The organism is Azorhizobium doebereinerae UFLA1-100 (assembly GCF_000473085.1).
Taxonomy (GTDB): domain Bacteria; phylum Pseudomonadota; class Alphaproteobacteria; order Rhizobiales; family Xanthobacteraceae; genus Azorhizobium; species Azorhizobium doebereinerae.
The window spans coordinates 95,795-118,370 of record NZ_AXBA01000012.1; the positions used below are offsets into that span (position 1 = coordinate 95,795).

A 22,576-nucleotide genomic window follows, 5' to 3' on the forward strand; every position below is an offset into this window, starting at 1 on the left:
GGAAATTAGTCGATAGCCTGCAAAAACCCGCTGGCCTTTGGCGGGAGAGGCGGTAGCTTCACTTCCAAATACAAAATCAAGAACACCGCTTTGGGAGACCGCCCTTGAAGAAACTAGCCATTGCCGCCCTTGCGGGCGCCCTCGCCTTCTCGCCCCTCGCCGCCCGGGCCGAATTCATCAACGTGCTGACCGGGGGCACGTCCGGCGTCTATTATCCGCTCGGCGTCGCCATCGCGAAGATCATCTCCGACAAGGTGCCGGACGCGCGCCCTTCGGTGCAGGCCACCAAGGCCTCGGTGGAGAACCTCATCCTGATCCAGCAGGGCAAGGGCGAGATCGGCTTCACGCTCGCCGACAGCCTCGCCGACGGCTGGGCGGGCAAGGAGGACGCCGGCTTCAAGGCGCCGCTCAAGAAGGTGCGCGCGCTCGCCGCCATCTATCCCAACTACATCCAGATCGTCGCGTCCAAGGACAGCGGCATCAAGAGCATCGACGACCTCAAGGGCAAACGCCTCTCGGTGGGCGCGCCGAAGTCCGGCACGGAGCTGAACGCCCGCGCCATCCTGAACGCCGCCGGCCTCAAATATGAGGACCTCGGCAAGGTGGAATACCTGCCGTTCGCCGAGTCGGTGGAACTGATGAAGAACCGCCAGCTCGACGCCACGCTCCAGTCCGCCGGGCTCGGCGTCGCCTCCATCAAGGACCTCGCCACCGCGGTCGAGATCAACGTGGTGGAAATCCCGGCCAGCGTCGTGGACAAGGTCGGCACGCCCTATCTCAAGACCAGCATCCCCGCCGGCACCTATACCGGCCAGGACAAGGACGTGCCCACCGCCGCCGTGCCCAACTTCCTCGTGGTGCGCGAGGACATGAAGGAAGGCGACGTCTACGCCATCACCAAGGCGATCTTCGACAATCTGGCCGACCTCCAGGCCGCCCACGTGGCCGCCAAGTCCATCTCGCTGAAGGACGCCATGAAGGGCTCGCCGGTGCCGTTCCATCCCGGCGCGGAAAAGTACTTCAAGGAAAAGGGCGTCACGCCCTGAGACCCGGCCGCGCGGCGCCCGTCACGGGCCGCCGCACAGGCTGCGCGAAGCGTCGCGCCCCACTCCCGCGCCGGTCCGCCCGGCGGCGGGAGGCGGGCGTGGCGATGCCGTGTTTCCGTCCTGCCGCGCTGGCGCGGCCCGCCTTGTGGAGCGAACCCCGAAGATGAGCGCGCCGAGCCTCTCCGCCGAGACCGACATCACCCCGCCGCAGACCTTTGCCCCCATCGACGACATGGAGCACGGTCTGCCGCCCGGCTTCGGCAGCGGCTTCAAGGGCACGCTGCTGTTCTCCATCGCCATCCTGTTCTCGGTCTACCAGCTGTTCGTCTCCACCTACGCCATCCTGCCGAGCCAGGTGATCCGCGCGCTGCACGTGGGCTTCCTGTGCCTGATCTCGGCGGCGCTGATCGCCAACCACCGCTCCGCCTCCAAGGCCGGCGTGGCGCTCGGCTGGGCGCTGGGGCTCATCGGCTTCGGCACCGGGCTCTACCAGTGGATCTTCTATAACGACCTGATCCTGCGCGCCGGCGAGATCTCGCGGGCCGACTTCGTGGTCGGCATCGCGCTGATCGTGGTGGTGTTCGCCATCTCCTGGCAGATGATGGGCGCGGCCCTGCCGCTGATCTGCGGGGCCTTCCTCCTGTACGGCCTGCTGGGCCAGTATCTGCCCGCCCCGCTCGACCATCGCGGCTACTCGCTGGAGCAGATCGTCGAGCAGATGTCGTTCGGCACCGAGGGCATCTACGGCACGCCCATCGCGGTCTCGGCCACCTACATCTTCCTGTTCGTCCTGTTCGGCACGTTCCTGGAGCGGGCCGGCATGATCCAGCTGTTCAACGACATCGCGCTCGGCCTGTTCGGCCGTGCCCGCGGCGGGCCGGCGAAGGTGGCGGTGTTCTCCTCCGCGCTCATGGGCACCATCTCCGGCTCCGGCGTCGCCAACGTGGTGACGGTGGGCCAGTTCACCATCCCGCTGATGAAGCGCTTCGGCTACTCGTCGTCCTTTGCCGGCGGCGTGGAGGCCACCGCCTCCATGGGCGGGCAGATCATGCCGCCGGTGATGGGCGCGGTCGCCTTCATCATGGCCGAGACCATCGGCGTGCCCTACGCCACCATCGTCAAGGCGGCGATCATCCCGGCCATCCTCTATTTCGCCTCCGCCTTCTGGATGGTGCATCTGGAGGCCGGCAAGCACGGCCTCGTGGGCATTCCCAGGGACAAGCTGCCACACGTGCTTTCGGCGCTGCGCCGCGGCTGGTACCTGCTGCTGCCGCTGGCGGTGCTGGTCTATCTGCTGTTCGCCGGCTACACGCCGCTGTTCGCGGGCGCCGTGGGCCTTGCTCTCACCGTCGTGCTGATCCTCGGCCAGAGCCTTGCCGGCAGCGCCCGCAATCCGATGCTGCGGCTTGCCTTCTGGATCGCCATCGGGCTGGCCTGCTCGGCCTTCTTCAAGCTCGGCGTGATGGTCGTCGTCGGCCTCGTGGCGGCGCTGATCCTGGCCAATTTCGCCACCCGCGGCGGCCGGGCGACGCTCGTCCTGTGCCGCGACGGCCTCGCCGAGGGCGCCCGCCAGGCGCTGCCGGTGGGCATGGCCTGCGCCATCGTCGGCACGGTGATCGGCGTGCTGACGCTCACCGGCACCGCCACCATCTTCGGCGGCTGGGTGGTGTCCATCGGCAAGGATACGCTGTGGCTCTCGCTGCTGCTGACCATCGTCACCAGCATCATCCTGGGCACCGGCATCCCGACCATCCCCACCTACATCATCACCGCCTCGCTGGCCGCGCCGGCGCTGCTGACGCTGGGCGTGCCGCTGATCGTCAGCCACATGTTCGTATTCTATTACGGCATCATCGCCGACCTCACCCCGCCGGTGGCGCTGGCCGCGCTGGCCGCCGCGCCCATCGCCAAGGCCTCGCCCGACGCCATCGGCTGGCAGGCCTGCCGCATCGCGCTGGCCGGCTTCCTCATCCCGGTGATGGCGGTCTACGAGCCCACCCTGATGCTCCAGGAGGGCGGCGCCATCGCCGCGCAATACGGCTACTGGGTGGAAGTGGCCTACGTATCGCTCAAGGCGTGCATCGTCATCGGGCTGCTGGGCGCCATCGCCATCGGCTGGCTGTTCGGCCCCCTCGGCATCGTCGAGCGCGTGGTCGCGGCGCTGGCCGCCTTCCTGTTCGTGGCGGCGATGCCCATGTCCGACATCTCCGGCTTCGCGCTGCTCGCGGTGTTCCTGGGCTGGCACCTGCTCCAGGTGCGCCGCACGCCCGCGCCGGCCCCCTGAACGCAAAAATCCCCGCGCAGCCGGAAGGCCGCACGGGGACCTGAAATAATCAGCGGCTCAGAACGGCGCGTCGATGTCCACCACGTCGATGAGCTTGTGATTGACGAACTCCTTGATGCCGAGGCCGAGCAGTTCGCGCCCGTAGCCCGAGCGCCGCACGCCGCCGAACGGCAGGTCCGCCTTCACCATGGTGGGATGGTTGACGAACACCATGCCGGTGGAGATGCGCTTGGCCACTTCCGCGCCGTGCTTGGTGTCGGAGGTGAAGACCGAGCCGCCGAGGCCGAAGGGCGAGTCGTTGGCGATGCGCACCGCATCGTCCTCATCCTTGGCGCGGAACAGCATGGAGACCGGGCCGAAGAACTCCCAGTAACGGGCCGGATTGTCCTCGCCCACGTCGGTGAGGATGGTCGGCTGCACGAAGGCGCCCTGGTTCGGCACGGATGGGCCGACTTCCTCGGCTTTCGCCCCCTGGGCCACCGCGTCCTGGATCTTCTGCCGCACCTCGTCCGCCGCGCCCTGGGAGGAGAGCGGAGCGAGCGTGGTGGCCGGATCGAGCGGGTCGCCCGCCCGCAGCGCCGCCACGCCGGTCCTGTATTTCTCCAGGAAGGCGTCATAGAGCGCGTCGACGATGATCATGCGCTTGGACGACACGCACACCTGCCCGCCGTTCCAATGGCGGCCGAACACCGCCCAGTTGACCGTCTTCTCCAGGTCCGCGTCCGCCAGCACCACGAAGGCGTCGGCGCCGCCGAGCTCCATGGTGGATTTCTTCAGCGCCCGGCCCGCCTGCGCGGCGACCTCCGCGCCCGCGCCCTCCGAGCCGGTCAGCGCCACGCCATGGACGCGCGGATCGTTGAGGATCAGCTCGATCTGCGAGCGGGTGGCATAGAGGTTCTTGAACGCCCCCGCCGGCAGCCCGGCCTCGGCCATCAGCTTCTCGAAGGCGGCGGCGCTCTGCGGCACGTTGGAGGCGTGCTTCAGCAGCATGGTATTCCCCGCCGAGAGCTGCGGGGCGATGATCCGGGCGATCTGGTAATAGGGGAAGTTCCAGGGCTCGATGGCGAGCAATACGCCGAGCGGCTCGCACACCAGCACCGCATCGCCCTCGGCCGGATCGGCCACCGGCAGCTTTTCCGGCGCCAGCAGGCCCTCGGCCTTCTGGGCATAGTATTCGAAGATGCGGGCGGACAGCTCCACTTCCGCCTTCGCCTCGGCCAGCAGCTTGCCCATTTCCAGCGTCAGGATGCGGGCATAGGCATCCTCGTCCTTGCGCAGCAGGTCGGCCGCCTTCTGCATCACCTGGGCGCGCTGCGCGAACGCGGTCTCGCGCCAGCCAAGGAAGGCCGCGTGCGCCTTGTCGATGGCCGTCTTCACCTCCGCGTCGGAGGCGTCGGGAAAGGTCTTCACCACTTCGCCGGTGTAGGGATTGGTTGTCGCATAGGCCATGGCCATGTCCGTTCTGTTGGGAGGCATGCGCCCGCCCGGGCGGGCGCACCATGTGCGCCGGCTCGCGCCCTCAAGGACGCGCGTCCGGCACGGAATATCGATCCTCACCGCCTGTCGCCTTCGGCGGGCACCCTCCGCCCCACTTCCCCCAGCGTCATCAAAAAAGGCGCGACGGCTGAAGGCATTGGCAGTCTCCCCGCCGCCTCACATGTCGGCGTTGATCCGCGTCAAGTCAGCCGGCCCGACGCTCACAATGGCGTGTTGACCGTTTGCCGCCCAGGCGATGCATGATGGCCCCGCGCCGCCCCGCGGCCGCATCCCGCCGCGTGCGCTTGACGAGGATCAAGGTGAGCTTGGGCTCATTGCGCTGTCCTCCCGGGCGAGTTGAGGAGACCGGCAATGACAAACATGATGAAAGCCGCCGTCGTCCACCAGTTGGGCCAGCCCCTCGTGATCGAGCAGGTGCCCGTTCCAGAGCCAGGCCCGGACCAGATTCTCGTCCGCATCGCCGCCACCGGCGTCTGCCACACCGACCTTCACGCCGTGAAGGGCGACTGGCCGGTGAAGCCCAGCCCGCCGTTCATTCCCGGGCACGAGGGCGTCGGCACCGTGGTCGGCGTCGGCCGCTCGGTGAAGCGCGTCAAGGAAGGCGACCGTGTCGGCATTCCGTGGCTGCATACCGCCTGCGGCTACTGCCCGCATTGCCGCACCGGCTGGGAGACGCTGTGCGCCGACCAGAAGAACACCGGCTATTCGGTGAACGGCAGCTTCGCGGAATATGCCCTCGCCGATCCCAATTATGTCGGCCGCCTGCCGGACAAGCTGGACTGGGGTCCGGCCGCGCCGGTGCTGTGCGCCGGCGTCACCGTCTACAAGGGCCTCAAGGAAACCGAGGTGAAGCCGGGCGAATGGGTCGCCATCTCCGGCATCGGCGGCCTCGGCCACATGGCGGTGCAATATGCCAAGGCCATGGGCATGCACGTGGCCGCGGTCGACGTGCACCCGGAAAAGCTCGCCCTGGCGCAGAAGCTCGGTGCCGAGATCGTCGTCAACGCCCGCGAGGAAGATCCCGGCGCGGTGCTGCAGAAGCAGCTCGGCGGCGTGCACGGCGTCCTGGTGACGGCGGTCTCGCCCAAGGCGTTCGAGCAGGCCTTCAACATGCTGCGCTCGCACGGCACCATGGCGCTGTGCGGCCTGCCGCCGGGCATGTTCGCCATGCCGATCTTCGACACGGTGCTGAAGCGCATCACCGTGCGCGGCTCCATCGTCGGCACGCGGCAGGATCTGGAAGAATCGCTGGAGTTCGCCGGCAATGGCCAGGTGGCCGCCCACTTCTCGTGGGACAAGCTGGAGAACATCAACGCCATCTTCCAGCGCATGGAGGAAGGCGGCATCGACGGCCGCATCGTCCTCGACATGAACTGAGCAGCCGGCGCCCCGCTCCCGGCCACCGGGACGGGGCGCCCCTGTCATGTCATGGCCAGATCCGATTCCCGCCCGGTCGGGCACGCAAAGCGGTTCCCGACCGCCCGGTTCCCGTCTTAAGCTGGCGGCATGGATCCGTCGCTCCTCATCTGCCTGTCCGGTGCCGGTACGACAGTGAAGCTCGCCCTCGCCTTCACCCTTGCCTGGACGCATTCGGTGCAGAAGACCTCCTGGGAGGAAGACTGGCTGGCGACGCCCCAGGGCCTCGTCATCACCGAGATGCGCATCGAGGGCTCGGGGGCCGGCATGGAACCGCCGGAAGACGCTGTGCGCCTCGACGGGCGCTACGTCGCCCATCCCCACATCGCCCCGCTGGCCGAAGTGGTGCTGCGCCGGTCCAATGCCACTGCGGATTACAGGATCTGCCTCGACGGCACCTGCCGCCCCATGGGCGAACTGGTGCCGCCGGATGCCGATCCGGTCACCCTGACGCTCTGTTCCGAGCAGGACCAGCCCTGACCGCGCCGCAGGTGCGCGCGCCGCGCCAAGCGATTATATGCGGGGCATGAGCCAGCCCATCGTGTTCGATCGCGCCCTGCTGCGGCGCCGCCAGGCCCGCGCCGCCCGCCTCGGCCCCGAGCCGTTCCTGCTGGAACGGGCGGCGGAGGATCTGGCGGAGCGCCTCGCCACCATCAAGCGCCGCTTCGAGCGCGCCGTGGACCTCGGCACGCCGACCGATGCCGTCGCCCGTGCGCTCGCCGGCCATCCCGGCATCGGCACGCTCATGGCGGCGGCGCCGCTGGCGGCGGGGCTCGCCGGCCGCGCGCCCGCCGTGGTGGCGGACGAGGAGGCCCTGCCCTTCGGCCATGGCGCGCTGGACCTCGTGGTCTCCGCCCTCGCCCTGCAACTGGTCAACGACCTGCCGGGCGCCTTCGCCCAGATCCGCCGCGCCCTGCGGCCGGACGGACTGTTCCTTGCCGCCCTCGTCGGCGGCGGCAGCCTCGCCGAACTGCGTGAGGCTTTCACGGTGGCCGAGAGCGAGACCACCGGCGGCATCTCGCCCCGCGTCGCCCCGTTCGCGGACGTGCGCGACCTCGGCGGGCTGCTCCAGCGCGCCGGCTTCGCTTTGCCCGTGACCGACGTGGACCGGGTGGTGGTGCGCTACAGCTCGCCCTTCGGCCTGATGGCCGACCTGCGCCGCATGGGCGCCGGCAACGCGCTGGTGGAGCGGCGGCGGACGCCGCTGCGCCGGGCCACGCTGCTGCGCGCGGCGGAGGTCTATGCCGAGCGCTTCTCCGATCCCGACGGGCGGGTGCGGGCCACGTTCGAGATCGTCTGGCTGTCCGGCTGGGCGCCGGACGAGAGCCAGCAGAAGCCGCTGCGTCCTGGCTCCGCCCGCATGCGCCTCGCCGACGCGCTGGGCACCAGCGAGCGCCCGGCCGACGAGACGCCCTGACGGCGCCAAGGCGTCAGAGGTCGAACACCAGGCATGTGGTGGTGGCATGGGCCAGCAGGCGGCCCTTGGCATCGGTGAGGGAGCCTTCGGCCGTGGCGGTGCGCCGGCCGGCATGGAGCACGCGCCCCTCCGCCGCCACCGGCCCGGTCTGATCGGTCATCGGGCGCACGAAGCTGATCTTGAATTCCAGCGTGGTGTAGCCGCTGCCCTTGTCCAGGGTGGAGTGCACCGCGCAGCCCATGCAGGAATCGAGCGCGGTCGCCGCATAGCCGCCATGGACGATGCCCAGCGGATTGTAATGGCGCTGGTCCGGCGCGCCGGTGAACACCACCCGCCCCTTCTCCAGCGTGCCGAGCTCGAAGCCGAACAGAGCGAAGATGGGCGGCCGGGGAAACCGGCCGTCGGCGATGGCGCCGAGGAATTCCAGCCCGCCCATGGAGGCCAGCACCTCGGGCGGGACGAAGCCGAAGGCCGGCGCGGCCCCGCTCGCGGGCATGGCGATCTCGGGCGCGGAACCGTGGGTCATGGGCATCTCCTCAAGCTGTTCCTGCGAGCTTGACGGATTCAAGACGACCAGTCATCTAAAAAGCATGCCGAGACCCGCCACGCCCGGAACCCGTGCCCATCTGCTGTCCACCGGCCTGCGGCGGCTGCATGCCAGCGGCTATGCCGCATGTGGGGTGCAGGAGATCACCCAGGCGGCGGGCGTGCCCAAGGGCTCGTTCTACAACCACTTCCCCAGCAAGGAGGCGTTCGCCGCCGCCGCCGTGGATGCCTATTGGGCCAAGCTCCGCGGGCGGCTGGCCGACTGCCTGTCCGATCCGGCGCACCCGCCGCTGGAGCGCCTGCGCGGCTTCTTCGAAGGCCAGTTCGCCCGCATGGAGGCGGGCGGGTTCGCGGGCGGCTGCTTCCTCGGCAACATGGGGCTCGAAGTGGCCGACCACGCCCCGCTGGTGCGCGAACGCCTCGCGGCCGCCCTCGCGGACTGGACCGAGATCGTGTCCACGGTGCTGGCCGAAGCGCGCGCGGCCGGGACCATTCCCGCCGACACGGATTGCCCGGCCATGGCCGGGGTTCTGCTGGCGGCGTTCGAGGGCGCGCTCATGCGCAGCCGCATCCAGCGCGACCGCAAGCCGCTGGACGATTTTCTAAGCCTGAGTTTCGACCCGCTCCGGCGCCGAGCCGCCCCATCGCAGGCTTGACCTCGGGGCGAACATGGTCAGCATCGGCGCCAAGGCCGCGTGGACGGCCGGCCGCGCCAGCGGATCATGCGAGGACATGCCATGCCCGGGTTCGTGTTCAACACCACCCCCTCCATCGTCTGCGCCTCCGGCGCCGCCACGCGGGTGGCCGACCTGTTCGCGCTGCGCAAGGTCTCACGGGTGCTGATCGTCACCGATCCCGGCATCCTGAAGGCCGGCCTCCTGGCCCCCACCCTGGAGGTCCTGCGGGACGCGCAGATCGCCCACCGCATCTTCGACAGGGTGGAGGCCGATCCGCCGGAGGAGGTGGTGCTCGCCGCCGCCGCCGAGGCGGTGGAGATGGGCGCGCAGGGCGTGCTCGGGCTCGGCGGCGGCTCCTCGCTGGACGTGGCCAAGCTCGCCGCGCTGCTGGCGAAGGGCGAGGAATCGCTGGCCGACATCTATGGCGTCGGCCTCGCGCGGGGGCCGCGCCTGCCGCTCATCCTGGTGCCCACCACCGCCGGCACCGGCTCGGAGGTGACGCCCATCTCCATCGTCACCACCGGGCACAATGAGAAGAAGGGCGTGGTCTCCGCCTGCCTGATCCCGGACGTGGCGCTGCTCGATCCCGACCTGACCCTCGGCCTGCCCCCGGCGGTCACCGCCGCCACCGGCGTCGATGCCATGGTGCACGCCATCGAGGCCTATGCCTCGGCGAGCCCCAACAACAATCCGGTCTCCCGCACGCTGGCGCTGGAGGCGCTGCGGCTGCTGGGCGCCAACATCCGCGCCGCCGTCCACACCGGCACCGACCGGGAGGCGCGCAAGAACATGCTGCTGGGCTCCCTGCTGGCCGGGCAGGCCTTCGCCAATTCTCCGGTGGCGGCGGTGCATGCGCTCGCCTATCCGCTGGGCGGGCATTACCATCTGCCGCACGGGCTCACCAACGCGCTGGTGCTGCCCCACGTGCTGCGCTTCAACCTGCTGGCGGCCGCCGGCGCTTATGCCACGCTGGCGCCCTGCGTGTTCACGGACATCGGCAGCGGCCCGCAGGAGACGGTGGCCGAGCGTTTCGTGGAGCGCCTCGCGGCGTTGAACGTGGAGCTGGGCCTGCCGCGCACGCTGCGCGAGGTGAACGTGCCGCAGCACCATCTGCCCCGGCTTGCCGCCGATGCGATGAAGCAGACGCGGCTCCTGGTCAACAATCCGCGCCCGGTGAAGGAAGCCGACGCGCTCGCCATCTATGAGGCCGCCTGGGCATGACCAAAGCAGAGACCGCCGCCGACGCCCCGAAGACCAAGCGGGAAGCGCCCGCGACCCGCGCGTCCTTCCCGCACTTCCTGCCCATCACCACGCGCTGGGCGGACATGGACGTCTACGGCCACGTGAACAACGTGGTCTATTACGCCTATTTCGACACGGTGGTGGCGGAGTATCTGATGCGTACCGACGGGGTGAACCCGCACGAGAGCCAGGCCATCGGGCTCGTGGTGGAAACCCGGTGCTCTTATTTCAAGAGCCTCACCTTCCCCGAGACGGTCGAAGCCGGGCTCAGGGTCACACGGCTCGGCGGCACCTCGGTGCGCTACGAGATCGGCATCTTCAAGCAGGGCGAGGACACCGCCTCGGCCCAGGGCTATTTCGTCCACGTCTATGTGGACCGCGACACCCGCCGCCCGGTGCCGTTGCCGGACCATCTGAAGATCGCGCTCGCCCCGCTGGCGGTGTGAGCGCTCAGGCGCCTGCGGCCAGCGGGCGGTTGCGCCTGCGGCCGATGGCCCGCACCCGCGGCGCCAGCATCCAGGCGAGCGGGACGGAGACCAACGCGGTGGCGATGGTCATCTGCGGGATGAGCGTGAACGCCTGCTGGGCCAGCGGCGTGGAGAGAATGGCGATGATGCCGGCGCCGAACAGCACCGCCTGGATCATCAGATACAGCATCGCCGAGATTTGCAGCCGAACGGACATGGCGGGAGCCTCCGAAGTGCCGGTATGGGCAACAACGGTCCCGCCGGGCTGCGGTTCCGCCTCGCCTCAGGGACCCAGCAGGTCGATGAGCGGCGGGATCAGCGGCTCGTCGGCGGGAGGCATGGGGATGTCGCGCAGCTTGGAGGCGCGCAACCACTTCAGCGCCTTGTGCTCGCGGGCCGTCACCGGCCCCTCCCAGCGGCGGCAGATCCACAGCGGCATCAGCAGGTGGAAGTCGGCATAGCCGTGGCTGGCGAAGGTGAGGGGCGCCAGGCACGCCTCTTTCACGGTGATGCCGAGCTCCTCGTGGAGCTCGCGGATGAGCGTCTCTTCCGGCCGCTCGCCCGGCTCCACCTTGCCGCCGGGAAATTCCCACAGCCCGGCCAGCGCTTTGCCCTCCGGGCGCTGGGCCACCAGCACCCGGCCATCCACGTCCACCAGGGCGCAGGCGGCGACGAGGACGATCTTCACGAGCGGTAGTCGCCGTTGATGGCCACGTATTCCTTGGTGAGATCGCAGGTCAGCACCCGGTCGCTGCCCTTGCCGAGGCCGAGGTCCACGCGGATGTCGATGACGTCGCCCTTCATGTAGTCCGAGACCACGGCCTCGTCATAGGACGGGTCGCGCGCGCCCTCGGCGGCGACGCGGATGTCGCCGAAGGAGATGGCGAGGCGGTCGCGGTCGGCGGGCTCGCCCGCCTTGCCCACCGCCATGACGACCCGGCCCCAATTGGCGTCCTCGCCCGCCACCGCCGTCTTCACCAGCGGCGAATTGGCGATGGAGAAGGCGATGCGCCGGGCCGAGGACTTGGACACCGCGCCGGTCACATGCACGCGCACCAGCTTGCGGGCGCCCTCGCCGTCGCGGGCCACCTGCTCGGCCAGATCATTGAGCACGCCCTTCAGCGCCTTGCGGAACGCCCGCAGCACCGGATCCGCGGCGTCCTTCACCTGCGGCGCGCCCACGTCCTTGGCGGCGCCGGTGGCGAACATGAGCAGGGTATCGGAGGTGGAGGTGTCGCCGTCGATGGTCACGGCATTGAAGCTGTTGACCACCAATTTGTTCAGCAGCTTCTGGAGCACCGGCGCGGCGATGGGCGCATCGGTGAACACGAAGGACAGCATGGTCGCCATGTCCGGGGCGATCATGCCGGCGCCCTTGGCGATGCCGGCGATGGTCACGCTGGTCTTGCCGAACGGCACCGTCGCGGTGGCGAGCTTGGGGAAGGTGTCGGTGGTCATGATGGCGCGGGCGGGCGCCTCCCACGGCCCGGCGGCGAGGCTGCCGGCCATGGTGCCCATCACGCCCTCGAACTTGGTCGCGTCCAACGGCTCGCCGATGACGCCGGTGGAGGCGAGGAACACCTCCGTCGACTTGCAGCCCAGCGTCCGGGCGGCGATCTGGGCCGTGAGCGCGGTGGCCTCGCGGCCCTTGTGGCCGGTGAAGGCGTTGGCATTGCCCGAATTGACCACGAGGCCGCGCGCCTTGCCCTTCTTCAGGGCTTCCCGGCACCATTCCACCGGGGCGGAGGGGCAGAGCGAGCGCGTGGTGACGCCGGCCACCGTCGTGCCCTTGGCGAAGGCCACCAGCAGCGCATCGGTGCGGCCCTTGTAGCGGATGCCCGCCTCGGCGGTGGCGAAGGACACGCCCGGAACGGGCGGAACCTCGGGCAGGGACTTGGGCGCAAGCGGCGAGATGGACGCGGACATGAAGGCCCCCAAAGAGTTGGCGGGAGCCGGTGTGCCGCACCTCGCCGTCATAGGCAAGGCCCTCGCAAGGTCAGGAGCGCGCCGGGCGCCGGGGCCAGCCGGGGCGATGCAGGCGCCTCCCGGGCAAAAAACAACCCGACCGCGCGGGGCGCGGCCGGGCTTGCCATTGCATCCGCCGGCAGTCTCGCCGACGAGGCGTCGTCAGTTCTTCGGCGCGGCCGGCGCAGCCGGGGTCGCGGGCGCAGCCGGGGTCGCGGGCGCAGCCGGGGCGGCCGGCGCCGCGGGCGTGGCAGGCGCCGCCGAGGTCTTCTCGATCTTGGCGTCGGCGCGCAGCTTGGTCACCAGATCCGACTGCGACTTGCGGATCAGGTACTGGTCGATCTGGTCCGACACCTGCTCGAAGCTCGGCACCGGCTTCTGGCGCTTGTCCTCGACCTTGATGACGTGCCAGCCGAACTGGGTCTTCACCGGGTCCGACACCTGGCCCTTGTCGAGCTTGAAGGCGGCTTCGGCGAATTCCGGCACCATCTGCTCCTTGGTGAAATAGCCCAGGTCACCGCCGTCCTCGGCGCTGTCCTTGGAATTCTCCTTGGCGAGCTTGGCGAAATCGGCGCCGGCCTTGGCCTTGGCGGCGATCTCCTTGGCCTTGGCCTCGGTCTCAACCAGGATGTGACGGGCGTGGACCTCTTCCTCGGGCTTCGTCTGCTTGACGAACTCGTCATAGGTCTTGCGCTTGGCCTCTTCCGTGACCGCCTTCTTGGCCTCGGCGCCCATCAGCGTCTCCATCAGCGCCTTGGTGCGCAGATAGTTCATCTTGGCCTGGAACTCGGGGGTCTGGTCGAGCTTCTGCGCCTGGGCGGCCTGCGCCAGCAGCGTCATGTCGGTGAGGAAGGACAGGATGTATTCCTTGCGCGCCTCGCCCTGCACCTGCGGCAGGCCGGCGCCGATATCCTCTTCCGCGATGGCCAGTTCGCTGGCACGGACCGGGGCCCCGTTGACCGTCTCCAGCACCGGATCGCTGCCGGCCGGCTGGGCCGCGGGGGCGCTCGCCGCCGGCGGAGTGGCGCTCGGCGCCGAGGTCTGGGCGGACGCCGGGCCGCTGAAGGCAAAAGCGGTGAGAGCGACCGCCAAAGCGGCGGTGGGAGCGGTACGCATCATGGGATCCAGTGTCCTTCGCATTACGGTTCGCCGTAGCGGGCGGCACCCTTGCGCAGCTTGATTCCTCTGGCAAGGGGGCTTTCTTGAGGCGGCGCAACCATTCGCAAGCCATGGACATGCGTGAGCGCGCGCGTTTCTTCTTGTGAATCAAGGCGGACCGCGTCTCTTATTAAATGTTGGACAGCTTGGCCCCGGCTTTCGGGCACGCATCCCGCCATTTCCCGCGCCGGGGGCCTTCCGCTTCCCGCCGCAACGCTGTATAAGGCGCGCCTCTCAATCGAGATGATGGTTTCGCATGCCTGCGCGAACCGCCGCGGCAGGCATTGGCACTTGGACGTTTCCTGGAGTTTGGACGATGGCTGTCCCGAAGAGAAAAACCTCGCCGTCCCGCCGCGGCATGCGCCGCTCGGCCGACGCGCTGAAGCAGCCCACCTATGTGGAAGACAAGGACTCGGGCGAGCTGCGCCGCCCGCATCATCTGGACCTGAAGACCGGCATGTATCGCGGTCGCCAGATCCTGAAGGCGAAGACCGAAGCGTGATCTGCGGGCCTGATTCTCCAGGCCCGACCGATCTTGCAGCTTGATCCTGCCGGGCGCTTTGCCGCCCGCAGGCCCGTGCGACGCGCCGCCACGGCGCGTGCCGTGGAATTGAACGCGCAGGCGCCTTTGGCCTGCGCGCGGCGCGTGCCGCTTACGGCCGAAGTCCGAAAACTGGCGCGCGTGCGCGCATTCGGACGCGCCATGACTTTTTAACCGGCATATGTGACCCATTGCGCCGACCTTTGCACGGCTGGGCGCTTCGGTGCCGGCCTTGCGCGGTATCCGCCCAAGGAGCCCATGATGCTGACGCCCATCCCGCTGCTGATCATTCCGCTTGCGATCTACAATATCCTTGCGTTCATCACTCCGGGACTCGATTGGCGTAGCACCATCGCCACCTTCGCCCTGCCCTCAGGTGCCGCGTGGCAGATCAATCTCGGCGAGATCTTCGTCGCCCTCAGCCTGCTGATCCTGTTCTTCGAGCTGATCAAGGCGACCCGGATCTCGTCCCGGTCGATCATCGACCACATGCTCTCGCTGCTGTTGCTGATCGCCGCCATCGTGGAATTCCTGATGGTCCCGCAGGCCGGCACCAGCGTGTTCTCGCTGCTGATCTGCGTGATGCTGCTGGACGTGCTCACCGGCTTTTCCGTCTCCATCCGCGTCGCCCAGCGCGATGTCGCGCTCACTCCGCCCGATGCCTGACGCCAAGCGGCTCCCCACGCCTGCCGGCGCGGCTTCCGCCGGCGCCCTCGCCCGCTCACCGGCAGGATGTGTTCCGGGTGGCCTTTGCACGCCCTGCAACCGGGGTAGAATGGTATCTCTTTGGGGTACCCTCTTGAAGGATGCAGGGGTGACGCGGTGAGCGGACGCAGGACCAAGCCTCTGGCGACCGCGTCCGGCATGATCGGGGGCCGGCCGCCCGCCCGCCTCGACACGCTGGACGGGACCCTTGCGGCCCTCAGCGCGACGAAGTGCGCCGTGTATCGCTGGGACCTGCGGTCGGACCAGATCGACTGGAGCCCGAACGCCGCCGAAATCTTCGGCGCCGACGCCCTGCACCACCTCTCCACCGGCGCCGCCTTCCGCAAGGCCGGGGGCCTCGCTCCCGCGGGAGCCTCCCGCGCACCTGCCGCGGCACCGCCCGAGGGCACGCCCTACGAATCCACCCTCCGGCTGCAGCTGTCCCCCGGCGACCCGCCGGCGTGGGCGCTCGACCAGGGGCGGTGGTTCGCTGCGCCCGACGGTGGCCCGGCCGTTGCCGTGGGCACCGTCCATCTGCTGCCGTACGGCAGCGGGCGCCTGTCGGGCGGCGCGCTCGACCCGCTCACCGGCGCTCCCACCCGCCGGCACCTGGGGGAGGCGCTGGCCATCCTGCCTCGCGGCCCGGCGGCGCGCTGGGCGCTGATGCTCGTCGGTCTCGACGATCTCGGCCGCATCAACGACCGCTTCGGCTTCGACGCCGCCGACCGCGTGCTCGTGGCGCTGGCCGACCACCTGCGCCGCTGCATCAAGCCGGAGAACCTGCTGATCCGCTTCTCCGGCAACAAGTTCGCCGTCGTGCTGGACGACATGGATCCCGCCGGCCTTCTCGCCTTCGGCGAAGCGATGATCGAGGACATCCGCAAGACGCTGCTGCCCATCGGGGACGGCCAGATTCCCGTCAGCGCCACCATCGGCGCCATCACCGCGCCGCAGGACGCCATCGGCCCGGACGAGATCATCGCCCGCCTGCAGCAGGCCCACGAATACGCCAAGCGGCGGGGCCGGGGGCGCTTCTTCCTGGAGACCCGCTCCAACCGCGAGGATACCCGCCGGCTCGTCAATCTTCGGATGGCCGACGAGATTGTCCAGGCGATGGAGCAGGACCAGATCACCCTGGCCTTCCAGCCGGTGGTCCGCGCCGGCGACCGCACGCTCGCCTTCAGCGAGGCCCTAGCCCGCATCGCGCCCGAGCGCGGCGGGCACCGCTATTCCGGCCATCGCCTGGTGGCGGCCGCCGAGGCGCTGGGGCTGATGGGCGGGCTCGACCGGCGTGTGCTTGAAAAGGCCGTCGCGGCGATGAGGCAGGACCCGGAGCTGCGCCTGTCGGTGAACGTCTCCGCCGCATCCATCTCCGACGAGCAGTGGATGCGCCTGTTCCAGCGCAATGTGGACGCCAGCGTGGGGCCGCGACTCATCCTGGAGCTCACCGAGACGGTGGCCGTGGACCATCTGCCGGCGGCGCGGCAGTTCATCGCCAATGTGCGCAAGTCCGGCGCCCGCATCGCCATCGACGACTTCGGCGCCGGGGCCACCTCGTTCCGCAACCTGCGCAAGCTCGACGTGGACCTGGTGAAGATCGACGGCAGCTTCGTGCGCAACATGACGCATTCGCCGGACGACCAAGCGTTCGTCCGGGCGCTGCTGACCCTGGCCCGGCAACTGGGCATCCAGACGGTGGCGGAATGGGTGCAGAGCGAAGAGGTCGCGGCGCCGCTGCTGGCCTGGGGCTGCGATTATTTCCAGGGCGAGCTCAGCGGCCTCGCGCGGCCGTTCGCTCCGCCCAATCCCGCGCCCGGCCCCTGAACCGGGCTGGCCGGCGCGCATGGCCGGGCTCCCGCGCGGCCGACATCGCAACAGCGGACGGGCAGGCGGGAGCAGCGGGCACCCCGCCACCCCCGCGCCGTGCCTACTGGCCGCTGCCTTCCGGCTTCGACACCAGCTTCTCCAGCTTCTGCTGCATGTCGGCCATCTGCCGCTTGAGCACGTCCAGCTCATCGGTGGTGCTGGCCGCCGGCGCGGGCGTCGCGGGCGGGGTGGCCGTGACCTCCGTGGCGGGCGTGTCGCCCTTGAACGGCAGGAACATGTTGAAGGCCTGCTCGAACACTTCCATGTTCCGCCGCACCTGGTCCTCGAAGCCACCGAAGGGCGTGCCCGTGATGGTCTTGGCCACGTGGTCGCGCATCCGGCCCTGCTCCTTGGTGAAGCTCTCGATGGACATCTCGAGATAGCGCGGAACCATCATCTGCATGCTGTCGCCGTAAAAACGGATGATCTGCCGCAGGAAGGCGATGGGAAGAAGATTCTGGCCTTTGTTTTCCTGTTCAAAAATGATCTGCGTCAGCACGGAATGCGTAATGTCGTCGCCATTCTTCGCATCATAAACAACGAAATCTTCGCCCTCTTTCACCATATTGGCGAGGTCTTCGAGCGTCACATAGGTGCTCGTGCCGGTGTTATAGAGGCGGCGATTTGCGTATTTCTTGATGGTGACTGGCTCTTGCGTCTTAGCCATTGTCCGGTCATCCGTTTTTCCCTTGGGCGCTGTCACGTTAGAACCTTTCCGGCAGCGCGGCTACCACTTTGTGTGCGGCGCGGGCGGCCGATGATGCGGCGCGGCCGCCCACAAAACCGCTGATCTGGATCATTGACAGGCGGCAAGCCCGGCAACCACCATGCGCCGCATTCGAGTGCGGCGCACTAAGGCCGCCCCAGGAGAGAAGCCCATGACCGACGACGTTGTCATCGTCAGCGCCGCCCGGACCCCGGTGGGGTCCTTCAACGGCGCGCTGTCCTCCCTCCCGGCGCACCAGCTGGGCGCCATCGCCATCAAGGCCGCGCTGGAGCGGGCCGGCGTCCCGGCGGATGAGGTCAGCGAGGTGATTCTCGGCCAGGTGCTCACCGCCGCCCAGGGACAGAACCCCGCGCGGCAGGCCTCCATCGCCGCCGGCGTGCCGATCGGCAGCCCGGCCTGGGAGGTCAACCAGGTGTGCGGCTCCGGCCTGCGCTCGGTGGCGCTCGGCTTCCAGGCCATCAAGACCGGCGACAGCTCGCTGGTGGTGGCCGGCGGCCAGGAATCCATGAGCCAGTCCACCCACGCGGCGCACCTGCGCAACGGCACCCGCATGGGCTCGCTCGACCTCGTTGACACCATGATCAAGGACGGCCTGTGGGACGCCTTCAACGGCTACCACATGGGCAATACGGCGGAGAACGTCGCCCGCCAGTACCAGATCACCCGCGCCGACCAGGACGCCTTCGCGGTGGCCTCGCAGAACAAGGCGGAAGCCGCCCAGAAGGCCGGGCGCTTCAAGGACGAGATCGTCCCCGTCACCATCTCCTCGCGCAAGGGCGACGTGGTGGTGGACACCGACGAATATCCCCGCCACGGCGCCACCATGGACGCCATGACGAAGCTGAAGCCGGCGTTCGAGAAGGACGGCACGGTGACCGCCGCCAACGCCTCCGGCATCAATGACGGCGCCGCCGCCGTGGTGCTGATGAGCGCCGAGCGCGCCAAGAAGGAAGGCAAGACTCCGCTCGCCCGCATCGTCTCCTGGGCACAGGCGGGCGTCGATCCTGCGGTCATGGGCACCGGCCCGATCCCCGCCTCCAAGGCGGCGCTGGAAAAGGCCGGCTGGAGCGTGGACGACCTCGATCTCATCGAGGCCAACGAGGCCTTCGCCGCCCAGGCCCTGGCGGTGAACAAGGAACTCGGCTGGGACACCGCCAAGGTGAACGTGAACGGCGGCGCCATCGCCATCGGCCACCCGATCGGCGCCTCCGGCACCCGCATCCTGGTGACGCTGCTGCACGAGATGCAGAAGCGCGACGCCAAGAAGGGCCTGGCCACGCTGTGCATCGGCGGCGGCATGGGCATCGCCATGTGCGTCGAGCGCGACTGACAGGGCGCGACGCGGCCGCACCCGCGGCCGCGTTTTCCCAGATGACACCGTTGCTTTGCTAGAAGCCCGAAAAGCGCTCGGATCATCCGCGCGCCAAGGCGGCTCGTTGACCGTCGCAGGGGCTCATACGGGGAGAGGGAGGCAGGAATGGCACGCGTTGCTTTGGTCACGGGGGGTACGCGCGGGATCGGGGAAGCCATCTCGATCGCGCTGAAGGACAAGGGCTACACGGTCGCGGCCAATTACGCCGGCAACGATGCCGCGGCGCAGGCCTTCACCGAGAAGACCGGCATTCCCGCCTTCAAGTGGGACGTTTCCGATTTCGAGGCCTGCAAGGCCGGCGTCGCCAAGGTGGAAGCCGAGCTCGGCCCGGTGGAAATCCTCGTCAACAACGCGGGCATCACTCGCGACGCCACCCTGCACCGCATGAGCCTGGAGCAGTGGAACGCGGTCATCAACACCAACCTGAACTCGGCCTTCAACATGTGCCGGCAGGTGATCGAGGGGATGCGCGCCCGCAAGTTCGGCCGCATCGTCTGCATCTCCTCCATCAACGGCCAGAAGGGCCAGTTCGGCCAGACCAACTATTCCGCCGCCAAGGCCGGCGAGATCGGCTTCGTCAAGGCGCTGGCGCAGGAGAGCGCGGCGCTGGGCATCACGGTGAACGCCATCGCCCCCGGCTACATCGCCACCGAGATGGTGCGCGCGGTGCCGGAGGACGTGCTGAAGAAGATCATCTCCACCATCCCCGTCGGCCGCCTCGGCGAGCCGGAGGACATCGCCCGCTGCGTCGCCTTCCTGGCGGCAGACGACGCCGGCTTCATCACCGGCTCGACGCTCACCGCCAACGGCGCCCAGTACATCACCTGAGCCCGATTCGCCGAGCGGGCCGGCATCGACCGACCGCCGCCGATCAGCATCTGACCGCCCGGCTGGCCCGTCCGCCGGGCGGTCCCGTTTTTGGCGCCGCGGGTTGACCGGCGGACCAAGCGGCGCCATTCCTGCGCCCTCTCCCTGAGCGACGGCGCCCCTCTTCCATGGCAGATGTCTCCCGCCCCGGCATACAGTCGGCATCGACCCGCATCGGCCTCATCGCCATCCTGCTCTGGGCGACCCTGGCGCTCTCCACCGCCGCCACCGGCGCGGTGCCGCCCTTCCTGCTCACCGCGCTGACCTTTTTTGTCGGCGGGCTGGTGGGCCTTGTCGCCGCCCTGCGCGGACCAGGGCTCGGCGTCTTCCGCCAGCGGCCCATGGCCTGGGTGCACGGCGTGGGCGGGCTGTTCGGCTACCATTTCGTCTATTTCACCGCCCTGAAGCTGGCGCCGCCGGCGGACGCCGGCCTCATCGCCTATCTCTGGCCGCTGCTCATCGTGCTGATGTCCGCCCGCCTGCCCGGCGCCCGGCTCCGGGCCGCGCACGTGGTCGGCGCGCTGATGGGGCTGGCCGGCACGGTGGTGCTGCTGCTCGGCAAGGGCGGCTTCTCCGGCTTCGAGATGCGCTTCCTGCCGGGCTATGTGGCCGCGCTCGCCTGCGCGGTCATCTGGTCGGTCTATTCGGTCACCTCGCGCCATTTCAGCGACGTGCCGACGGAAGCGGTGGGCGGCTTCTGCCTCGTCACCGCGGTCCTGGCGGGCCTCTGCCACCTGGTGGCGGAACCCGCGATCTGGCCGCAGGGCGCCGGGCAATGGGCCGCCGTGGTGGCGCTGGGCATCGGCCCGGTGGGCATCGCCTTCTACGCCTGGGACATCGGCATGAAGCGCGGCGACGTGCGCCTGCTCGGGGTCGCCTCCTATGCCGCGCCGGTGCTGTCCACGCTGCTGCTGGTGCTTACCGGCTTTGCATCCGCCACCTGGTCGCTGGCGCTCGCCTGCGCGCTCATCGTCGGCGGCGCAGCGCTGGCGGCGCGCGCCGGACGCGGCGGGACGTGAGACCGCAACGCGGCGGAGCTTGTCATTCCTGGCCCGAGCCTTTAGCACTCCGCGCCAAATAAGACTGAACAACCCAAGGATCCTTCCCCATGGCAACCCACAAGCTCCTGCTCCTCGCCGGCGACGGCATCGGCCCCGAAGTGATGGCCGAGGTGAAGCGCGTCATCGGCTGGCTGGAGGCGCGGGGCATCGCCGCCTTCGCGGTGGAAGAGGATCTGGTGGGCGGCTGCGCCTATGACGCGCACGGTGCCGCCATCTCGGATGCCGCCATGGAGCGCGCCAAGGCGGCGGACGCCATCCTGCTCGGCGCCGTGGGCGGCCCGAAGTGGGCGAACGTGCCCTATGAGGCGCGCCCGGAAGCCGGCCTGCTGCGCCTGCGCAAGGAACTCGCCTTGTTCGCCAACCTGCGCCCGGCCCTGTGCTATCCGGCGCTGGCCGACGCCTCCTCGCTGAAGCGCGAAGTGGTGGAAGGCCTCGACATCCTGATCGTGCGCGAGCTGACCGGCGGCGTCTATTTCGGCGAGCCCAAGACCATCCTGGACCTGGGCAACGGCCAGAAGCGCGCCATCGACACCCAGGTGTACGACACCTACGAGATCGACCGCATCGGCCGCGTCGCGTTCGAGCTGGCCCGCACCCGCCGCAACAAGGTGACCTCGTCGGAGAAGCACAATGTGATGCGCTCGGGCGTGCTGTGGAAGGAAGTCATCACCGCCCTGCACGCCAAGGACTATGCGGACGTGGAGCTGGAGCACCAGCTCGCCGATTCGCTCGCCATGCAGCTGGTGCGCTGGCCCAAGCAGTTCGACGTGATCGTCACCGACAACCTGTTCGGCGACATCCTCTCCGACATCGCCTCCATGCTCACCGGCTCGCTCGGCATGCTGCCCTCCGCCTCGCTGGGCGCGGTGGACCCGGCCACCGGCAAGCGCGCCGCCATGTATGAGCCAGTGCACGGCTCGGCCCCGGACATCGCCGGGCGCGGCATCGCCAATCCCATCGCCATGATCGGCTCGCTCGGGATGGCGCTGCGCTATTCCTTCGGCCTCGGCGAGGTGGCGGACAAGATCGACGCCGCCATCGCCGGCGTGCTCGCCGCCGGCCACCGCACGGCGGACATCCGCGCCCCCGGCGGCCCAATCGTCGGCACGCAGGACATGGGCGCGGCCATCGTCGCCGAGCTGGACAAGCTCTCCGCCTGAACGGCGTTCAAGGCGTGAGAAAACGAGCCGGGCCGCGAGGCCCGGCTTTTTCTTTGCCTGGTGGCCTCAGATCCGCGGCACGATGACCAGCCGCTCCACCAGCGCCCCGCCGACCAGATGGGTCGAGACGATCTCGTCGATGTCCTCGGGCGTGCGCGGCTGGTACCAGACGCCTTCGGGATAGACCACCATGATCGGCCCGGCCTGGCAGAAGCTCATGCAGCCGGCGGCAGTCATCACGATGTCTCGCTGGCCGGCGGCCTCGATCTGTTTGCCGAGCCGCTCCCACAGGGGCTGGGCGCCGGCGGCGCCACAGCTGCCGCGCGGATGGGTCGGCGGGCGCTGCTGGAAACAGGCGAACACGTGCCGCTTGTAGACCTGCGGGACGTCGGTGAGCTCAAGGGTGGCCGTCTCGGTCATGGAGGGTCCTGGTTCTGCGCAGACAGGGAAGCTGGAACGATTCAAGGATTGTGCCGCCGTCCGCCGCAGAAGCTATCCCACTGTCTCACCAGCCATTTTCACGCGCTCCACACCTGCTGTCCGCCGCGCCGGACGAAAGCCG

The 22,576-nt window shown here is 69.1% G+C and carries 23 protein-coding genes; 15 read left to right on the forward strand and 8 right to left on the reverse strand.

All coding sequences use genetic code 11. The features are described 5' to 3' along the window. Nucleotides 1-104 precede the first annotated feature (104 nt). Together YU1_RS0110415 and YU1_RS0110420 are read left to right on the forward strand one after the other, a co-directional pair. Nucleotides 105-1,046 carry a TAXI family TRAP transporter solute-binding subunit gene (locus YU1_RS0110415; protein WP_029004008.1) on the forward strand — a complete coding sequence of 314 codons (942 nt, stop codon included), beginning with the start codon at nucleotides 105-107 and terminating at the stop codon, nucleotides 1,044-1,046. 163 nt (nucleotides 1,047-1,209) lie between these two features. Further along, nucleotides 1,210-3,330 (forward strand): TRAP transporter permease, encoded by a 2,121-nt coding sequence (locus YU1_RS0110420; protein ID WP_084539795.1) that lies wholly within the window; start codon nucleotides 1,210-1,212, stop codon nucleotides 3,328-3,330. A gap of 57 nt (nucleotides 3,331-3,387) precedes the next feature. Here YU1_RS0110420 and YU1_RS0110425 read toward each other — a convergent pair whose 3' ends face one another. After that, nucleotides 3,388-4,779, reverse strand: coding sequence for an NAD-dependent succinate-semialdehyde dehydrogenase (locus tag YU1_RS0110425; RefSeq protein ID WP_029004010.1), 1,392 nt, complete (start codon nucleotides 4,777-4,779; stop codon nucleotides 3,388-3,390). A 399-nt stretch (nucleotides 4,780-5,178) separates the two neighbouring features. Between YU1_RS0110425 and adhP the strand changes: the two genes are divergently transcribed. The 3 genes from adhP to YU1_RS0110440 all read left to right on the forward strand — a co-directional run bounded on the left by adhP (nucleotide 5,179) and on the right by YU1_RS0110440 (nucleotide 7,660). After that, nucleotides 5,179-6,204, forward strand: coding sequence for an alcohol dehydrogenase AdhP (adhP, locus tag YU1_RS0110430; RefSeq protein ID WP_029004011.1), 1,026 nt, complete (start codon nucleotides 5,179-5,181; stop codon nucleotides 6,202-6,204). A 129-nt stretch (nucleotides 6,205-6,333) separates the two neighbouring features. Further along, nucleotides 6,334-6,723: a DUF1850 domain-containing protein gene (locus YU1_RS0110435; protein ID WP_029004012.1), complete on the forward strand. Its 390-nt coding sequence runs from the start codon at nucleotides 6,334-6,336 to the stop codon at nucleotides 6,721-6,723. 46 nt (nucleotides 6,724-6,769) lie between these two features. Further along, a complete protein-coding gene (locus YU1_RS0110440; protein ID WP_156922042.1) occupies nucleotides 6,770-7,660 on the forward strand; it encodes a methyltransferase domain-containing protein in 891 nt (296 codons plus the stop codon). A gap of 13 nt (nucleotides 7,661-7,673) precedes the next feature. Here YU1_RS0110440 and YU1_RS0110445 read toward each other — a convergent pair whose 3' ends face one another. Continuing rightward, on the reverse strand, nucleotides 7,674-8,186 hold the full coding sequence (locus tag YU1_RS0110445) for a PaaI family thioesterase (RefSeq protein WP_245263288.1): 513 nt from the start codon (nucleotides 8,184-8,186) through the stop codon (nucleotides 7,674-7,676). 64 nt (nucleotides 8,187-8,250) lie between these two features. On the opposite strand from YU1_RS0110445, the gene YU1_RS33415 reads away from it, so the two are divergent. From YU1_RS33415 to YU1_RS28975, 3 genes are all read left to right on the forward strand, one after another. Beyond that, entirely contained in the window at nucleotides 8,251-8,862 is a 612-nt protein-coding gene (locus YU1_RS33415; protein WP_035714847.1) for a TetR/AcrR family transcriptional regulator, read from the forward strand. 81 nt (nucleotides 8,863-8,943) lie between these two features. Continuing rightward, nucleotides 8,944-10,104: an iron-containing alcohol dehydrogenase gene (locus YU1_RS0110455; RefSeq protein WP_029004015.1), complete on the forward strand. Its 1,161-nt coding sequence runs from the start codon at nucleotides 8,944-8,946 to the stop codon at nucleotides 10,102-10,104. Continuing rightward, complete coding sequence (locus YU1_RS28975) at nucleotides 10,101-10,571, forward strand: acyl-CoA thioesterase (protein ID WP_051356724.1); 471 nt, start codon at nucleotides 10,101-10,103, stop codon at nucleotides 10,569-10,571. Before YU1_RS0110455 ends, YU1_RS28975 begins: the two co-directional genes overlap by 4 nt. Before the next feature lie 4 nt (nucleotides 10,572-10,575). On the opposite strand, the gene YU1_RS0110465 is transcribed toward YU1_RS28975, so the two are convergent. The 4 genes from YU1_RS0110465 to YU1_RS0110480 form a co-directional block, all read right to left on the reverse strand. Then, nucleotides 10,576-10,809, reverse strand: a complete 234-nt coding sequence (locus YU1_RS0110465; protein ID WP_029004016.1) for a hypothetical protein — start codon at nucleotides 10,807-10,809, stop codon at nucleotides 10,576-10,578. 66 nt (nucleotides 10,810-10,875) lie between these two features. Beyond that, nucleotides 10,876-11,280 carry a (deoxy)nucleoside triphosphate pyrophosphohydrolase gene (locus YU1_RS0110470; protein ID WP_029004017.1) on the reverse strand — a complete coding sequence of 135 codons (405 nt, stop codon included), beginning with the start codon at nucleotides 11,278-11,280 and terminating at the stop codon, nucleotides 10,876-10,878. Beyond that, the gene (argJ, locus tag YU1_RS0110475) at nucleotides 11,277-12,518 is read right to left on the reverse strand and encodes a bifunctional glutamate N-acetyltransferase/amino-acid acetyltransferase ArgJ (protein ID WP_029004018.1); all 1,242 of its coding nucleotides are present in this window, start codon (nucleotides 12,516-12,518) and stop codon (nucleotides 11,277-11,279) included. Before argJ ends, YU1_RS0110470 begins: the two co-directional genes overlap by 4 nt. Nucleotides 12,519-12,719: 201 nt before the next feature. Next, on the reverse strand, nucleotides 12,720-13,676 hold the full coding sequence (locus tag YU1_RS0110480) for a peptidylprolyl isomerase (protein WP_029004019.1): 957 nt from the start codon (nucleotides 13,674-13,676) through the stop codon (nucleotides 12,720-12,722). A gap of 355 nt (nucleotides 13,677-14,031) precedes the next feature. Here YU1_RS0110480 and rpmF point away from each other — a divergent pair, with 355 nt between their 5' ends. From rpmF to YU1_RS0110495, 3 genes are all read left to right on the forward strand, one after another. After that, nucleotides 14,032-14,217 (forward strand): 50S ribosomal protein L32, encoded by a 186-nt coding sequence (rpmF, locus tag YU1_RS0110485; RefSeq protein ID WP_029004020.1) that lies wholly within the window; start codon nucleotides 14,032-14,034, stop codon nucleotides 14,215-14,217. Between the two features lie 300 nt (nucleotides 14,218-14,517). Then, nucleotides 14,518-14,922: a hypothetical protein gene (locus tag YU1_RS0110490; protein WP_029004021.1), complete on the forward strand. Its 405-nt coding sequence runs from the start codon at nucleotides 14,518-14,520 to the stop codon at nucleotides 14,920-14,922. 156 nt (nucleotides 14,923-15,078) lie between these two features. Further along, nucleotides 15,079-16,785: a GGDEF and EAL domain-containing protein gene (locus YU1_RS0110495; protein WP_156922048.1), complete on the forward strand. Its 1,707-nt coding sequence runs from the start codon at nucleotides 15,079-15,081 to the stop codon at nucleotides 16,783-16,785. Between the two features lie 103 nt (nucleotides 16,786-16,888). On the opposite strand, the gene phaR is transcribed toward YU1_RS0110495, so the two are convergent. Further along, nucleotides 16,889-17,494 (reverse strand): polyhydroxyalkanoate synthesis repressor PhaR, encoded by a 606-nt coding sequence (gene phaR / locus YU1_RS0110500; protein WP_029004023.1) that lies wholly within the window; start codon nucleotides 17,492-17,494, stop codon nucleotides 16,889-16,891. Between the two features lie 211 nt (nucleotides 17,495-17,705). On the opposite strand from phaR, the gene YU1_RS0110505 reads away from it, so the two are divergent. The 4 genes from YU1_RS0110505 (at nucleotide 17,706) to leuB (ending at nucleotide 22,014) form a co-directional block, all read left to right on the forward strand. Beyond that, a complete protein-coding gene (locus YU1_RS0110505; protein ID WP_029004024.1) occupies nucleotides 17,706-18,884 on the forward strand; it encodes an acetyl-CoA C-acetyltransferase in 1,179 nt (392 codons plus the stop codon). A 147-nt stretch (nucleotides 18,885-19,031) separates the two neighbouring features. Then, nucleotides 19,032-19,754 carry an acetoacetyl-CoA reductase gene (gene phbB, locus YU1_RS0110510; RefSeq protein WP_029004025.1) on the forward strand — a complete coding sequence of 241 codons (723 nt, stop codon included), beginning with the start codon at nucleotides 19,032-19,034 and terminating at the stop codon, nucleotides 19,752-19,754. Between the two features lie 167 nt (nucleotides 19,755-19,921). Then, nucleotides 19,922-20,812 (forward strand): aromatic amino acid exporter YddG, encoded by an 891-nt coding sequence (yddG, locus tag YU1_RS0110515; RefSeq protein ID WP_051356727.1) that lies wholly within the window; start codon nucleotides 19,922-19,924, stop codon nucleotides 20,810-20,812. Nucleotides 20,813-20,901: 89 nt separating this feature from the next. After that, nucleotides 20,902-22,014, forward strand: coding sequence for a 3-isopropylmalate dehydrogenase (gene leuB, locus YU1_RS0110520; protein ID WP_029004027.1), 1,113 nt, complete (start codon nucleotides 20,902-20,904; stop codon nucleotides 22,012-22,014). Between the two features lie 66 nt (nucleotides 22,015-22,080). Here the strand turns inward: leuB and YU1_RS0110525 are convergent, their stop codons facing one another. Further along, nucleotides 22,081-22,434 (reverse strand): (2Fe-2S) ferredoxin domain-containing protein, encoded by a 354-nt coding sequence (locus tag YU1_RS0110525; protein ID WP_029004028.1) that lies wholly within the window; start codon nucleotides 22,432-22,434, stop codon nucleotides 22,081-22,083. Nucleotides 22,435-22,576 lie beyond the last annotated feature (142 nt).